The following is a 14,028-nucleotide window of genomic DNA, read 5'->3' on the forward strand; positions in this document are numbered from 1 at the left end:
GACCGACATGACCGAAACCAAAATCTTCGCGCGCCTGAAGGCCGACCACGACCGCCACCGCGAGCTTCTCGACCGGATCGACGCGACGCACGGAGACAGCGACGACCGCCGCACGCTGTTCGAAAGCTTTCGCGTCGAGGTGACCGCGCATGCGGCGTCCGAGGAAATGTCGCTCTATGCGACGATGCTCGCCGACCCCGACCTGCGCGATGAAGCGCAGCATAGCGTCGCCGAGCACAAGGAAATCGAGGATTTCCTGACCGAATTATACGAGATGGACTTTTCGTCGACCGGCTGGCTGACGCGCTTCCGCACGATGAAGGACCGCTATCTCCACCATATCGACGAGGAGGAGGAAGAGATGTTCCCCGCCGCCGAAAAGGAGCTTTCGGATGCGCGCAAGAAGGAACTGATCAAGATCTTCGAAAAGGAAAAGCCGAAGGAAAAGGCCAAGGCGGCCGAAGAAGAGCCGTCGAGCGAAGAGGCGCGCGACTAGCCGCGGCGCTCGACTTTTGGCGCGGCGCTCGCCATAGGCGCGCGCCATGACCGACAGATTCGCTTTCCGGGTCGCCGCGACCGATGGCGCCGCGCGCACCGGCGTCATCGCCATGCGGCGCGGCGAGATTCGCACGCCGGCCTTCATGCCCGTCGGCACCGCTGCGACGGTGAAGGCGATGCGCCCCGCAGAGGTTCGCGCGACCGGCGCCGACATCATCCTTGGCAACACCTATCACCTGATGCTGCGCCCCACCGCCGAACGCATGGCGCGGCTGGGCGGGCTTCACAAATTCATGGGCTGGGACCGGCCGATCCTGACCGACAGCGGCGGCTATCAGGTGATGAGCCTGTCCGCGCTGACCAAGCAGAGCGAGGAGGGGGTCGCATTCAAGAGCCACCTCGACGGCTCGCGCCACATGCTCACCCCCGAACGCTCGATGGAGATCCAGCGCCTGCTCGGCAGCGATATCGTGATGGCGTTCGACGAATGCCCTCCGAACGGCGTCGATGCCAAGCGCGCCGAGGCGAGCATGGAACGCTCGATGCGCTGGGCCGCGCGCAGCCGCGCCGGCTTCGATGCGGGCGAGGAACATACGGCGCGCTCGGCCTTGTTCGGCATCCAGCAGGGGTCGCTCGACGAGAAATTGCGTGCGCGCTCGGCAGCGGCGCTGACCGATATCGGCTTCGACGGCTATGCGATCGGCGGGCTCGCGGTCGGCGAGGGGCAGGAGGCGATGTTCGGCGTGCTCGACTATGCGCCCGCGCAGCTTCCCGCCGATCGCCCCCGCTACCTGATGGGCGTGGGCAAGCCCGACGACCTGGTCGGCGCCGTCGCGCGCGGGGTCGATATGTTCGATTGCGTGTTGCCGACGCGATCGGGACGCAACGGGCAGGCGTTCACCTGGGATGGCCCGATCAATATCCGCAATGCCAAATTCGCCGAGGATCAGGCGCCGCTCGATTCAGGCTGTGGGTGCCCCGTGTGCGCGACATGGTCGCGCGCCTACCTGCATCACCTCGTCCGCTCGGGCGAGATGCTCGGCGCGATGCTGATGACGCAGCATAATCTGCATTTCTATCAGGATCTGATGCAGCGAATGCGCGACGCGATCGCCGCGGGCAGCTTCTCGTCGTTCCAGAGCGATTTCGACGCGCGCTATAAGCGCTGACTCAGTCGAGTTTGCTCAGCAGGTCCAGCAAGGATTGGGGAATCGTCTCGTCCACCGTCGATTCATAGGCGCGGCGCAGGGCGCCGTTGACGTCCTGTCCCTTGGCCGGGGGTTTTTTATCCGCGTGCTTACCGGAGGCCTCGCTGCGTGGCGAACCGGCTTTAGACGACATTATCGAGGCATCCGCTGAACATAGGGCCTTTTGCTAACCGCGCATACACCAAAGAGCAATGGCGCGTTTGTTCCTTCGCCATGAAACTATTTTAAGGCTAAATCGTTCCCAAAGGTTGAAATATATCGGATGGTGGCGGGGAGGCATGGGGGCTTGTCCCTTTTCCGGACGCGTCCACCCCGGTTTTTTAGGGCTATCAGGAGGTAAAATATGTCATTGGGTCAGTCGGTTGCGCCGCACCTTCCCTATCTGCGGCGTTATGGCCGGTCCGTTTCCGGAAGCCAGCAGAACGGCGATGCGCTGGTCGCCCGGCTGCTCGAAACGCTGGTGGCCGACCCCGGGGCGATCGATACCGGCGCCGACCTGCGCATCCAGCTGTACCGGATGGTACACGACAATTTCGGATTGATGGCCGAACAGGCGGCGGCGAACGACAGCGACACGCTGACCGATATCGCGATTGCCGACGCGCGGCTCCGCCGCATTCCCTCGCTGGCGCGGCAGGCGTTGCTGCTCACTGCGGTCGAAGGTTTCAGTGCCGAGGACACGGGGCGCATCATTGGCCGCGATGCCGAGGCGGTGCGCTCGCTGATCGCCGACGCGACCGACGAGATCGACCGCCAGACGCGCGCGCGCATCCTGATCATCGAGGACGAGCCGATCATCGCGATGGACATCGAAATGATTGTCCGCGACCTCGGCCATGACGTCGTCGCCGTCGCGACGACGCACCGCGAGGCGGTCGACGAGGCGCAGAAGCACCAGCCCGGCCTCGTGCTCGCCGACATCCAGCTCGCGGACAACAGCTCGGGGATCGAGGCGGTGCAGGAAATCCTCACCGACCTTAAAGTGCCGGTCATCTTCATCACCGCCTTTCCCGAACGGCTGCTCACCGGCGACCGCCCCGAGCCGGCCTTCCTGCTCACCAAGCCGTATCAGCCCGCGACGCTGCGCGCGGCGATCTCGCAAGTGCTGTTCTTCGACGAAAGCACGATTCCGGCCTAATCTATCCGTTCGTCATTGACGGGGTGGGGGTTGCCACCTTCATGGGCGCGGGTGATAGGCGGGGCCATGACGATCATGGACGTTTCCAGCCGCCAGTCGGCGCTCGACCGGCTTACAGCCCATGCGCCGTTCCTAGCGCGGCTCGCCGAGCTTAATCCCGACGATGTGACGTGCTATTTGAGCGAGGGCACCGACGCCGCCCTCGCGGCCGTTGCGCCGCCGCCGGTCGACGACGATATCATGCGCACACTGCGCCGGTGGCGCGGCCGGACGGCGCTGCTGCTCGCGCTCGGCGACCTGTCGGGCGAGCATGATGTCAGGACGACGACGCGGCTCTTGTCGGATTTCGCCGATGCGGCGTGCGATGCCGCGCTCGCCGCCGCCTTTGCCGAGCGCGTGCCGGGTGAGGCGCCGCGCGGCCTTTCGGTGATCGCGCTCGGGAAGCTCGGGAGCCACGAACTCAACTATTCGTCGGACATCGACCCGATCCTGATCTTCGATCCCGAAACGCTGCCGCGGCGCTCGCGCGACGACCCGGACGAGGCGGCGGTGCGGATCGCGCGGCGGATGGTCGAAATCCTGTCGGCGCGCACCGCCGACGGGCATGTGCTGCGCGTCGACCTCAGGCTTCGTCCGCATCCGGAGGTGACGCCGATCGTGCTCCCCGAAAGCGCCGCGATCTCCTATTATGAATCCGAAGCGCTCGCATGGGAGCAGGCGGCGTTCATCCGCAGCCGCGCGTCGGCGGGCGACCGCGCGCTCGGCGAGAATTTCCTTGCGGCGATCCAGCCCTTCATATGGCGCCGCAGCCTCGATTTTCGCCAGCTCAAGGAAATCGGCGCGATGAGCGACCGGATCCGTGACCATTTCGCACAGGGGCAGGCGTTCGGACCGGGTTTCGATTTGAAGCGCGGGCGCGGCGGCATCCGCGAGATCGAATTTTTCGCGCAGGTCCACCAGCTCATCTACGGCGGCCGCGATCCGTCGCTGCGCGTGCCGGCGACCGTCGATGCGCTCGCCGCGCTAGCCGCGGCCGGACGGGTCGAACCCCAAGTCGCGGCGCGCCTGTCGGGCCATTATGCCACGCTCCGCCGCATCGAGCATCGGCTCCAGATGATCGAGGACCAGCAGACGCACAGCCTGCCGACGCAGGCCGCCGCACTCGACTGCGTCGCGCGGCTCGACGGCGAGGCTGACGGCGCGGCGCTGCTCGCGGCGCTCGATCCCGTCGTCGCCGACGTCGGCAGCTGTTACGACCGGCTCGTCGCCGAACGCGCGACGACGACGGGTCTTCCCCGCGACGAGGGCGGCCTTGCGGCGGAACTCGCGGCGGCGGGGTTCGACCCGCCCGATGCGGCGCTGCGCACGATCGCAGAATGGCGCGGTGGCAAACAGCGCGCGCTGCGTAGTCCCGCGGCGCAGGGTGCGCTCGAAACGGTGCTCCCCGAATTGGTCAAAGCGCTCGGCGCAGCGCCCGACCCCGACGCCACGCTGCTGCGCTTCGACAAGCTCGTCGGCGGTCTGCCCAGCGCGATCAATTTTTTCCACCTGCTCGCGGCGCAGCCCGAACTTGCGAAGATCGCGACGCGCACCCTGTCGCTCGCGCCGACGTTGGCCGAGGCGCTGGGTGCGCGCGTCGAACTGATCGAGGGACTGATCGACAAGCGCGCGTTCGAGGCGCCGGCGACGAAGGCCGAGCTGCTCGCCGAATGGGCGCCGGGGCTGGCCGGCCTCGACTATGAGCGGCTGCTCGACCGTGCGCGCGACCGCGTCGGCGAGCGGCGTTTCGCTTATGGGGTGCAACTGATCGCGGGGGCGAACGACCCGCTTACGATCGCGGGCGGCTATTCCGAACTCGCCGAAGCCGCGCTGCAGGTGCTCGCCGATGCGACGGTCGCCGAATTCGTCGCCGCGCATGGCCGCATCGACGGCAGCGAGCTTGTCGTGCTCGCGCTCGGCCGGCTCGGCGGCAGGGCGCTGACGCATGCGTCGGACCTCGACCTCATCTATCTGTTCACCGGCGATCATCTGGCCGAATCGGACGGGCCGCGTCCCCTGGGGGCTACAACCTATTACAACCGCCTCGCGCAGCGCGTGACCGCGGCGATGTCGGTGCCGACCGCGGCGGGCAAGCTTTACGACGTGGATACGCGTCTCCGGCCGCAGGGGGCACAGGGCCCGCTCGTCGTGACGGTCGACAGTTTCGAGCGCTACCAGCGCGAAGAGGCGTGGACGTGGGAGCATATGGCGCTGCTTCGCGCGCGGCCGGTCTATGGTTCCAACGAAGCGCGCGCGGAGGTCGAGCGCATCATCGCCGAGCTGCTGGCGATCCCCCGCGATCCGGCGAAACTGGCCGCCGATGCCGCTGAAATGCGCGACAAGATCGCCGCGCACAAGCCCGCGAAAGGCGCGCTCGATATCAAGAGCGGGCCGGGCGGGCTCGTCGATCTCGAATTCGCGATGCAGGTGACGCAGCTCGCGAGCGGGCGGTGCCACGATCCGAATATCGCGGCGGCGCTGGCGTGCCTGAAGGCGGCGGGCCTGGCGCCGGCCGAAGTCTGCGACGCGCACCGCCTGCTCGCGCGCATGCTCGTCATGCTGCGCCTCACCGCCCCCGACGGGGAACCCGCGACCGTCGCGGCACGGGGGCTCGTCGCGGCAGCGTGTGGCGAGCCGGGCTGGCCGCAGCTGCTTGCCGCGCACGACATGGCGCGGCAGGAGATCGCGAACTGGTGGGCGTTGATTCGCCCGGCGCAACAGGAGAGCAAGACATGACCCTCGCAATCGGAGATGCCATTCCCGCCGTGAAACTTCTCGACGCTGACGGCGCGGCGATCGATCTTGCGGCGATGAAGGGGGCGCCGCTTGTCGTGTATTTCTATCCCAAGGCCGATACGCCCGGCTGCACGACCGAGGCGCAGGATTTCACTCGCCTCGCGCCCGAATTCGCGCATCTGGGCGCGCAGGTTCTGGCGGTATCGCGCGACGCGCCGGCAAAGCTCTGCAAGTTCCGCGACAAATATGGCCTGACCGTCCGGCTCGCCTCCGACGAGGATGGCGCGGTGTGCGAGGCGTTCGGTACTTGGACCCAAAAGCAGAATTACGGCCGCACCTATATGGGTATCGAACGTTCGACCTTCCTGTTTGGGCCTGACGGCAAGCTCGCGAAAGAGTGGCGCAAGGTGCGCGTGAAAGGGCATGCCGACGCCGTGCTGGAGGCCGCCAAGGCGCTCTGATGCCGAGCCTGGGCGAAGCCGCGCGCGTGGTCTTGCTGACGCCGGACCCGCACGACAAACGCCGCGCGGCGCGCCGCTTGGCGCGGGCGTGGCGGCGCGGCGAGATCGAACATCGCTGCGATACGCCGATGCCCGAGCGGCCGGATTGGCCCGCCGAACCCGAACTGCTCGCACCGAACCAGATGCCCAAGCGCGGCAAGGGCGGGTCCGAACGCGGCCGCATCGCGCTGCTCCATGCGCTCGCGCACATCGAATTCGTCGCGATCGACCTCGCGGTCGATCTGGTCGGCCGCTTTGGCGGCGAATTCCCGCGCGCGTTCGTCGACGACTGGATCGGGGTTGCCGCCGACGAGGCGATGCATTTCGCGTTGCTCGACCGCCGCCTTCGCCAGCTTGGCAGTCACTATGGCGCGCTTCCGGCGCACGCGGGGCTGTGGGAAGCCGCGCAGGTTACCGCCGACGATGCGCTTGCGCGCCTCGCGATCGTGCCGATGGTACTCGAAGCGCGCGGCCTCGACGTCACGCCCGCGACGGTCGAGCGCTTCCGCAGCGCGGGCGATGCGGTTTCCGCAAAGATTTTATTGCGTATTTACAACGATGAAATCCGGCATGTGAGCGCCGGCACACTCTGGTTCCGGCAAAAGTGCGATGAAATGGGATTCAACGCCGTCGAAACGTGGCACGCCCTAGTAAAATCGCGCTTTCGCGGCGGTTTGAAACCGCCGTTCAACGACTCGGCGCGCCGACGTGCCGGTTTAACGCAAGAATTCTACGCCGTTATTGCTTCGTAAGGATTGGAACAGCACACAGGCTTCCGCGGGGGATGAGCAATCATCCAAACCAAGAAACACCGGCGCCAAGGCCTTTTTCCGGGCTTTGGCGACATGGCAAACGCGGGGTCGTTGTTTTGATTAACACTCTTCTGGCGCAGAAGTTGCACCAAGTCGCAATATTTTGCGCCGCAGCATGTTTTGTAGCGGCCACCCCGGCCGTCCACGCCGCCGAAACCAGCGCCGACGCTGGCATTGTCGCTCCCGACGAACCCGATGACGACAGCTTCGACGCTGGCGTGCCGTCGGCCAGCGAGGACAGCGAAGCCCGCGCGATCTTTCAGGCGTGGAAACGCCTCGACACCGGCCTGACCGCCTCGATCGGTGTCGCGATCCCGTCGCGCCGCCCGATCGAGCAGATGTCGCTCTCGTCGTCCTACGGCATGCGCGTCCATCCGGTCACCGGCAAGGTCGCGCGCCACAACGGCATCGATATTCCGGCGCCGCGCGGCACCCCGATCTATGCGACCGCCGACGGCATCGTCGGTCGCGCGCAGCGCCTTGGCGGTTATGGCAATTATGTCGAAGTCGAACATGGCAATGCGATCCAGACGCGCTACGGCCATATGTCGTCTTACATCGTGCGCCCCGGGCAGCAGGTGAAGAAGGGCGACATCCTCGGCTATGTCGGTTCGACCGGCCGTTCGACCGGCAACCACCTCCATTATGAAGTCCGTATCGAAGGCGCGCCGGTCAATCCGATGCCGTTCGTTCGCTCGGACCAGATGGCGATCGCCGCGATCACGGGCAAGAATGTCGCCATGGGCGGTCCCGAATAAGAGCTTTTACAGGGTCGGAGAGGAGGGGCGCCAGGCGGGGTAACCGTCGCGGCGCCCTTTTCATTTGCGCACGACCCCTTATCTAGCGGTCATGGCCACACAGCTTTCCGATATCACCCTCTCGTCCGCCGCCGCGGCCCGCGTCCGCTGGATCGCCGACCGCAAGGGCGAAAGCGAGGCCGCGCTACGCCTTGCGGTCGATGGCGGCGGCTGCTCGGGCTTCACCTATCGCTTCGGTCTTGCCGAAAGCATCGACGCCGATGACATCGTCACCGAAACCGATGGCGTGAAACTCGTCGTCGATCCGGTCAGCATCGACCTGGTGCGCGGCTGCATCGTCGATTTCGTCGATTCGCTCGGCGGTTCGTCGTTCAAGGTCGAAAATCCCAACGCGGCCTCGGGCTGCGGCTGCGGCTCTAGCTTCTCGATCTGACGCCTTTCTAAGCTGCCAGCTTGCTGGCATAGGTGCGGCCATGAAAATCGCGACCTTCAATATCAACGGGATCAAGGCCCGCTTGCCGCGTCTTGTCGAATGGCTCGAGGAAACGCAGCCCGATATCGCCTGCCTGCAGGAATTGAAATCGAGCGACGAGACGATGCCGACCAAGGAGATCGAGGCGGCGGGCTATGGCTTCCTCTATCACGGGCAAAAGGGGTTCAACGGCGTCGCGATCCTGGCGAAGGGGACGCAGCCCGTCGAAACGCAGCGCGGGCTCGCGGGCGAGGATGAGGACGAGCAGTCGCGCTATCTGGAGGCCGACGTTCACGGCCTGCGCGTCGCGTCGATCTACCTCCCCAACGGCAATCCGCAGCCGGGACCGAAATTCGATTACAAGCTGCGCTGGATGGCGCGGCTGCGCGAGCGCGCGAAATTCCTCCTCGCGAGCGAAATCCCGACGATCCTGGCCGGCGATTACAACGTCATCCCGCACGACGACGATGTGTGGGACCCGCGCGCGATGTCGACCGACGCGCTGATGCAGCCCGATTCGCGCGACGCATGGTTCCGCCTGCTCGGCGACGGCTGGACCGACGCAATCCGCAGCCGCCATCCGGCGGGCGGCATCTGGACCTTCTGGGACTATCAGGCGGGCGGCTGGCAGCGCGACCATGGTTTCCGCATCGACCATCTGCTGCTCAGCCCCGCGCTCGCCGACCGGCTGGTCGATGCGGGCGTCGACAAGGATCATCGCGGGCGCGAGAAGGCGAGCGACCACGCGCCGACGTGGGCGGTGCTGGCGTAAAGCGCATCGCAATGGCGTTGGGCCTTGGGGTCAGGCGTCAGGATACAGCGTCGTCATCACGCGTTTCGGGTCGAGCGCATAATGATGCGCGACCGTACTCGCGATCACGCTTTCGAGGTTGCGCGTGGGCTTGAGGTCGCGCCCCTCATAGCGCGCCGCGGCGCCAAGCCCCGGCCAGTCGGCCGACACCTTGCCGCCCATCGCCAGACCGCCGCCGAGCAGCATCGCGGTTGATGCGGTGCCATGGTCGGTGCCGCCGGTGCCATTGACCTCGACCGTGCGGCCAAATTCGGTGGCGACGATGACCAGCGTGTCGTTCCACGCCGGGCCGAGCCCCGTCTGCAGCGCGCCGATCAACTGGTCGAGCCCGCGCAATTGCGCCGCGAGGCGGTTCCGCTGGCCGCTGTGCGTGTCCCAGCCGCCGGTTTCGACCATCATCACGCGCGCGCCATCGGCGGGCAGCATCAGCGACGACGCGAGCTTGCCGAGTTCGGCGCCGTTGCGGCCGTTGTTGCCGCCAATGTCGCTCGCCAGTTCCTGCGTCTTGACCGCGCTGTCCCACAGCGGGTGGAGGAGGGGATCGTCGGCATACATCGCGGTCAACCGCGCGATCAGGTCGGCGTCGGCTTGCGGCAGGCGGCTCGGCGCATAGGTGCCCACCTGCACCGATCCGCGCAGTGCGAGCGGCACCGCGGGGGCGATTGCGATCGCGTCGCGCTCGGCCGCGGGGAGCAGCGTCAGCAGCCGCCCGACCCAGCCGTCGTCGCGGCCATAGGGGCGCGATCCGCCGCCTTCGAGCATATTCTGTCCGTCGAAATGCGACCGGTCGCGATAGGCCGTGGCGACGGCATGCGCGAAATGGGCCTGCTTGCCGGTATAGAGGCCCGCCGTCTGGGCGAGGGCCGGGTGGAGCGTGAACATCGCGTCGAGCTTCGCGCCGCCCGCGGTTTCGTCCGCCATCGCGCGGCGCGCGGCGGCGAAGGCGGGATCGCCCGTCGGCGCGACGGTGGCGAGCCCGTCGGCGGCGCCGCGCTGGATGACGAAGACGAGGCGTTTGGGCGTGCCCGCCGCAGCATAGGCGAAACCGGGCAGCGCGCCCGCGGCGGCGACCGTGATCCCCGACAGGATGATCGAGCGGCGTGAAAGGATCATCGTCTATCTCCGCAAGAAGGCGGGGCTGGCGAACAGCATCGCGAGCCCCTGGCCGGGGCTGTCGGCGCGCGCGATGGCCTGGCTCGTTTCAGGGGTGAGCGCGTCGGCAAGGACGAGTGGGGCGAGCTGGCGCGCGTCGGCGCGGTCGCCGATCCGGCCCGCGATGCGGCTGGCGAGTTCGACGCGCTGCATGAGCGCCGCCGATCCCGCCCAGGTGGCGACCATATCGTCATAGCCCTTGGGCGAACCGGGGCGCCACACCGGCTGGCCGAGCTGGGCGAACATCGCGGCGATATTCTGTCGCTCACCGAGCCCGGGCGTTTTCAGCGCGCGCAGCATCGACACCGTCCAGTCCCATGGCGATTTGAACATCGTCGGCGCCGCCGTCCATGGTTCGGGCGAGGCGATAAGCGTGCGATAGAGTGAAGGCAGGTCGCCGCCGGTGCGTTCGAAATCCTGAGCCAGCCGGTCGACGAGCGGCGCGGGCGGTTCGTCGGACGTGAAATGCCGCGCGAGCTTGGTCGCGACGTGGCGCGCGGTCGCGGGGTGGACGGCAAGGTCGCGCAGCACGGCCTCGGCCTGGCGCCCGCCCGGCTGGTCGTAACGCTTGCCGAGGATGGTCAGCGCCCCGGGTTGGTGGAGCCGATCGACGAAGACGGTCTCGCCCGGCCGTGTGTCGGCGGGCATCAGCCTTTGTCCCGCACCGCGTCCGATCCCGGCGACAGTCAGGCCGGTGAGCGCCTTGGCGAAATTCGTCACATCGGCCTGCGTATAGCCGGCGCGCACGCCGAGCGTGTGCAACTCCATGATCTCGCGCGCCAGATTTTCGTTGAGCCCCGGCGCCTGCCTCTTGCCACGATTGCGTACGCGGGCCGCAAACGGACTGTCGGGGCCGAAGCTTTGCGCCTGATCGAGAAAGAGCAGCATCGCGGGGTGGTGGACCGCAGCGCTCAAGAGGTCAGAAAATTTGCCCATGACATGCGGGCGGATCGCGTCATTCTCGTAATTGCCGGCGAAGCCGACGACGGTCTGCTTGTCCGCCGAGATCGCGAAATGATTGGACCAGAAATGAACGAGGCGTTCGGCGAAGGGCGTCGGCGTCGCGACGGCGGCAGCGAGGCGCGCGCTCGCAGCCTCGCCATAGTGGCGGCGAAAACCGGCGCGCGACATGCGGCGCATCGTCTCGACCGCATTGCCGTCGTCGTCGCGCATTTCCGCATTCTTCGCTTCGCGGCGCATCGCCTGCCGCTCGTCGCGATATTCGGCATAGGCGGTCGCGATCGCCTCGCGCCCCGCGAGGTCGGCGATGGCTGCGGGGGCGGGGTCGTAATCGCCGATCTGGCGGATCAGCCAGTCTTTCGGATCGCCCACCGCCGGATCGTCGAAGCGGCGGCCAAGCCCGAAGCGATTTGCGGCAAGATACTGGACTGCCATGACAAAGCCTTTCCGTGCTCCCAACGCACGATGGCTGTCATTTGTCGCAAAGCTGTCCCAGCGGTCAGAGCATTTTGTCGTAAATCTGATACACCCGGTTGACCTTGGCCTCGATTGCTTCGGCGACCGCGTTCATGCCCTGATTGTCGTCGAGCACCCAGCCGATATCGCCGCGCTTGGTGCCATAATCGCGCACCGCGTCGCGGCGGATATATTCGATCATCATGAAGGCGAGCGTGCTCGCCATGCGGCTGTTCTGCAGCTTCTTCGCGACGCCCATCAACGGCACGCGCAGGATATGGCTCTGCGGCCTCCGCAGCCACCACAGCAGCCGCGCCCAATTGAAGGGAAGCAGCGAGCCGTCCATGTCGATCAGCAGCTGATTGATGTTGGGCAGCACGATCATGAACGCGACCGGCTCGCCGTCGACTTCGGCGACGCGGATCAGATCCTCGAAGACGATATCCTTCAGCTTCTTGCCGACATAGGCGATTTCGCTGTCGGTCAGCGGGACAAAGCCCCAATTGTCCGACCATGCATCGTTGAGCAGCCCCATGATCAGTGTCGCCTCGGCATCGAAGCGGCGCTTGTTGACCTTGCGGATGCGGATGCGGGCGTTCTTCTCGCCCGCCGCGACGATGCGGTTGACGATCGGGGGAAATCCGTCGTCGATCGCGACGTCGTAATTCAGCAACTGCTTGACCGGCCGATAGCCTGCGCCCTCGACCCAGCCGCGATAGAGCGGGCTATTGTGCCCCATCATCACCGTCGGCCGGTTGTCGAAACCCTCGATCAGCAGGCCGGGTTCGTCCCAGATCGAAATCGACAGCGGGCCGAGCGAGCGGTGCATGCCCTGCGTGCGGAGCCAATCCTCGGCCGCGGCGAGCAATGCCTGTGCGCTCGCCTCATCCTCAGCCTCGAGCAGCCCCCAATTGCCCGTGCCCGGCCCCATGCCCTGTTCGGCGGGCTGGGCGAGCGCGAGTTCGTCGATATGCGCCGAGATGCGCCCGATCGTGCGCCCGTCCCGCCGCGCGAGGAAAAACTGCGCCTTGCCATGTTCGAACCACGGATTCTTGCCGGGGGTGAGCAGGCCGTAGACCTCGCTCTTCAGGGGCGGGACCCACGCCGGATCGCCGCGGTTGAGCCGGAAAGCGAGCTCGACAAACTCGCGCAGGTCGTCCTTGTCCTTGACCGGATGAATGGTGATCGGGCCTTGGTTGTGCGCACTCATACTGGTTTCCTGAAAAGCCAACCCTATATTTGTGGCGACGCATTAGGGCATAGAAATGGCGCTGGCGACCCGCATTCGGCCATTTTGCTGCCACGAAATCATGGTGAAGATCCGCCTATGTTAGCGATGAACACTCTTGTCGACCGGCTGTCGACGCCCGCGGCGGCGCCGGTTCCCCCGTCGGCGGATGCCGATAAGTTGCCGAAGTCCGCGATCGCGGACGATATGGCGATGATCCGCGCGGCTTCGGAGCTGACGCGCGATCTCGTGCAGCCGAGCGCGCGCATTTATTGGACCGATTTCCTCGCCTCGACTTTCGTCGGCTATGCCGGCATCGCGGCGGCGATCCTTGCGCCCTCGACCGCGTGGATGCTGGTCGCCGCGGTAATTGCGGTCGTCGCGCTCTACCGCGCGGGGAGCTTCATTCACGAGCTGACGCATATCCGGAAGAACGCGCTGCCGGGTTTCCGCCTCGCCTGGAACATCCTCGTCGGCGTGCCGCTGCTGATCCCGTCGTTCATGTATGAGGGCATTCACAGCCTGCACCACAACCGCACCAAATATGGCACGGTCGAGGACCCGGAATATCTGCCGCTCGCGCTGATGAAGCCGTGGACGGTGCCGTTGTTCGTTGTCGCAGCGGCATTTGCGCCGCTCGCGCTCGTCTTCCGCTATGCGGTGCTGACCCCGCTGTCGTTCCTGATCCCGCCGCTGCGCCGGATCGTCGTCGAACGCTATTCGGGGATGATCATCAACCCGCTGTTCCGCCGCAAGCCGCCGGAGGGCGAGTTCCGCCGCCAGTGGGCGTGGCAGGAAGGCGGCGCCTGGGCGTGGTCGAGCCTGCTGATCGCAGCCGGCGTGTTCGGCTGGGTGCCGCTGCGCGCGCTGGTCATCTTCGGCGCGATCGCCGCCGCGACGCTGGTGCTCAACCAGATCCGCACCCTCGTCGCGCACCTCTGGGAAAATGACGGTGCGGTGCTGACCGTCACGGGCCAGTTCCTCGACAGCGTCAACGTCCCGCCGCCGGGCCTGCTGCCCGAATTGTGGGCGCCGGTGGGGCTGCGCTATCATGCGCTGCATCACCTGCTGCCGGGCGTTCCCTATCATTCGCTCGCCGAAGCGCACCGCCGCCTGAAGGACGCGCTGCCGTCGGACTCGCAATATCATGGTGCGAATTACGACAGCCTGCCGAAGCTGGTGATGAACTTGGTTGCCGGGTCGGCGCGGGGCGCCGCCTAACAGTTCGTCATTGCGAGCGTAGCGATGCAATCCAGGGCG

14 protein-coding genes are annotated in these 14,028 nt (G+C 66.4%); 10 read left to right on the forward strand and 4 right to left on the reverse strand.

Translation table 11 applies throughout. The features are described 5' to 3' along the window. The first annotated feature begins 7 nt into the window (after positions 1–7). Both HDC29_RS04170 and tgt read left to right on the forward strand, forming a co-directional pair. Positions 8–496: a hemerythrin domain-containing protein gene (locus HDC29_RS04170; protein ID WP_179494677.1), complete on the forward strand. Its 489-nt coding sequence runs from the start codon at positions 8–10 to the stop codon at positions 494–496. A gap of 46 nt (positions 497–542) precedes the next feature. Further along, positions 543–1,667 (forward strand): tRNA guanosine(34) transglycosylase Tgt, encoded by a 1,125-nt coding sequence (gene tgt, locus HDC29_RS04175; protein ID WP_179494679.1) that lies wholly within the window; start codon positions 543–545, stop codon positions 1,665–1,667. 1 nt (position 1,668) lies between these two features. Here the strand turns inward: tgt and HDC29_RS04180 are convergent, their stop codons facing one another. Next, positions 1,669–1,839 carry a NepR family anti-sigma factor gene (locus HDC29_RS04180; RefSeq protein ID WP_179494681.1) on the reverse strand — a complete coding sequence of 57 codons (171 nt, stop codon included), beginning with the start codon at positions 1,837–1,839 and terminating at the stop codon, positions 1,669–1,671. 210 nt (positions 1,840–2,049) lie between these two features. Between HDC29_RS04180 and HDC29_RS04185 the strand changes: the two genes are divergently transcribed. The 7 genes from HDC29_RS04185 (at position 2,050) to xth (ending at position 8,933) form a co-directional block, all read left to right on the forward strand. After that, positions 2,050–2,844, forward strand: coding sequence for a response regulator (locus HDC29_RS04185; RefSeq protein ID WP_179494683.1), 795 nt, complete (start codon positions 2,050–2,052; stop codon positions 2,842–2,844). A 66-nt stretch (positions 2,845–2,910) separates the two neighbouring features. Continuing rightward, a complete protein-coding gene (locus HDC29_RS04190) occupies positions 2,911–5,619 on the forward strand; it encodes a bifunctional [glutamine synthetase] adenylyltransferase/[glutamine synthetase]-adenylyl-L-tyrosine phosphorylase (protein ID WP_179494685.1) in 2,709 nt (902 codons plus the stop codon). Then, positions 5,616–6,080, forward strand: a complete 465-nt coding sequence (locus tag HDC29_RS04195; protein WP_179494687.1) for a peroxiredoxin — start codon at positions 5,616–5,618, stop codon at positions 6,078–6,080. The genes HDC29_RS04190 and HDC29_RS04195 overlap by 4 nt, the downstream gene beginning before the upstream one ends. Further along, complete coding sequence (locus tag HDC29_RS04200) at positions 6,080–6,871, forward strand: ferritin-like domain-containing protein (RefSeq protein WP_179494689.1); 792 nt, start codon at positions 6,080–6,082, stop codon at positions 6,869–6,871. Before HDC29_RS04195 ends, HDC29_RS04200 begins: the two co-directional genes overlap by 1 nt. 143 nt (positions 6,872–7,014) lie before the next feature. Continuing rightward, positions 7,015–7,689, forward strand: coding sequence for a M23 family metallopeptidase (locus HDC29_RS04205; RefSeq protein ID WP_257018024.1), 675 nt, complete (start codon positions 7,015–7,017; stop codon positions 7,687–7,689). Positions 7,690–7,780: 91 nt separating this feature from the next. Continuing rightward, positions 7,781–8,122, forward strand: a complete 342-nt coding sequence (erpA, locus tag HDC29_RS04210) for an iron-sulfur cluster insertion protein ErpA (protein ID WP_179494694.1) — start codon at positions 7,781–7,783, stop codon at positions 8,120–8,122. A 40-nt stretch (positions 8,123–8,162) separates the two neighbouring features. Further along, positions 8,163–8,933 (forward strand): exodeoxyribonuclease III, encoded by a 771-nt coding sequence (gene xth, locus HDC29_RS04215; RefSeq protein ID WP_179494696.1) that lies wholly within the window; start codon positions 8,163–8,165, stop codon positions 8,931–8,933. Positions 8,934–8,963: 30 nt separating this feature from the next. On the opposite strand, the gene HDC29_RS04220 is transcribed toward xth, so the two are convergent. The 3 genes from HDC29_RS04220 to HDC29_RS04230 all read right to left on the reverse strand — a co-directional run bounded on the left by HDC29_RS04220 (position 8,964) and on the right by HDC29_RS04230 (position 12,750). Continuing rightward, on the reverse strand, positions 8,964–10,085 hold the full coding sequence (locus tag HDC29_RS04220; protein ID WP_179494698.1) for a DUF1501 domain-containing protein: 1,122 nt from the start codon (positions 10,083–10,085) through the stop codon (positions 8,964–8,966). 3 nt (positions 10,086–10,088) lie between these two features. Then, complete coding sequence (locus HDC29_RS04225; protein ID WP_179494700.1) at positions 10,089–11,519, reverse strand: DUF1800 family protein; 1,431 nt, start codon at positions 11,517–11,519, stop codon at positions 10,089–10,091. Positions 11,520–11,583: 64 nt separating this feature from the next. Further along, positions 11,584–12,750 carry an N-acetyltransferase gene (locus HDC29_RS04230; protein ID WP_179494702.1) on the reverse strand — a complete coding sequence of 389 codons (1,167 nt, stop codon included), beginning with the start codon at positions 12,748–12,750 and terminating at the stop codon, positions 11,584–11,586. Positions 12,751–12,876: 126 nt separating this feature from the next. Here HDC29_RS04230 and HDC29_RS04235 point away from each other — a divergent pair, with 126 nt between their 5' ends. Further along, complete coding sequence (locus HDC29_RS04235; RefSeq protein ID WP_373562793.1) at positions 12,877–13,989, forward strand: fatty acid desaturase; 1,113 nt, start codon at positions 12,877–12,879, stop codon at positions 13,987–13,989. Positions 13,990–14,028 lie beyond the last annotated feature (39 nt).

Origin of the sequence: Sphingopyxis sp. JAI108 (genome assembly GCF_013410105.1) — a bacterium.
GTDB lineage: Bacteria > Pseudomonadota > Alphaproteobacteria > Sphingomonadales > Sphingomonadaceae > Sphingopyxis > Sphingopyxis chilensis.

What these genes read in the sequence shown, in the direction of transcription:
- HDC29_RS04170 (WP_179494677.1), top strand. Translation starts at nt 8, where the DNA reads ATGACCGAAACCAAAATCTTCGCGCGCCTGAAGGCCGACCACGACCGC.
- tgt (WP_179494679.1), top strand. Translation starts at nt 543, where the DNA reads ATGACCGACAGATTCGCTTTCCGGGTCGCCGCGACCGATGGCGCCGCG.
- HDC29_RS04180 (WP_179494681.1), bottom strand. Translation starts at nt 1,839, where the DNA reads ATGTCGTCTAAAGCCGGTTCGCCACGCAGCGAGGCCTCCGGTAAGCAC.
- HDC29_RS04185 (WP_179494683.1), top strand. Translation starts at nt 2,050, where the DNA reads ATGTCATTGGGTCAGTCGGTTGCGCCGCACCTTCCCTATCTGCGGCGT.
- HDC29_RS04190 (WP_179494685.1), top strand. Translation starts at nt 2,911, where the DNA reads ATGACGATCATGGACGTTTCCAGCCGCCAGTCGGCGCTCGACCGGCTT.
- HDC29_RS04195 (WP_179494687.1), top strand. Translation starts at nt 5,616, where the DNA reads ATGACCCTCGCAATCGGAGATGCCATTCCCGCCGTGAAACTTCTCGAC.
- HDC29_RS04200 (WP_179494689.1), top strand. Translation starts at nt 6,080, where the DNA reads ATGCCGAGCCTGGGCGAAGCCGCGCGCGTGGTCTTGCTGACGCCGGAC.
- erpA (WP_179494694.1), top strand. Translation starts at nt 7,781, where the DNA reads ATGGCCACACAGCTTTCCGATATCACCCTCTCGTCCGCCGCCGCGGCC.
- xth (WP_179494696.1), top strand. Translation starts at nt 8,163, where the DNA reads ATGAAAATCGCGACCTTCAATATCAACGGGATCAAGGCCCGCTTGCCG.
- HDC29_RS04220 (WP_179494698.1), bottom strand. Translation starts at nt 10,085, where the DNA reads ATGATCCTTTCACGCCGCTCGATCATCCTGTCGGGGATCACGGTCGCC.
- HDC29_RS04225 (WP_179494700.1), bottom strand. Translation starts at nt 11,519, where the DNA reads ATGGCAGTCCAGTATCTTGCCGCAAATCGCTTCGGGCTTGGCCGCCGC.
- HDC29_RS04230 (WP_179494702.1), bottom strand. Translation starts at nt 12,750, where the DNA reads ATGAGTGCGCACAACCAAGGCCCGATCACCATTCATCCGGTCAAGGAC.
- HDC29_RS04235 (WP_373562793.1), top strand. Translation starts at nt 12,877, where the DNA reads ATGAACACTCTTGTCGACCGGCTGTCGACGCCCGCGGCGGCGCCGGTT.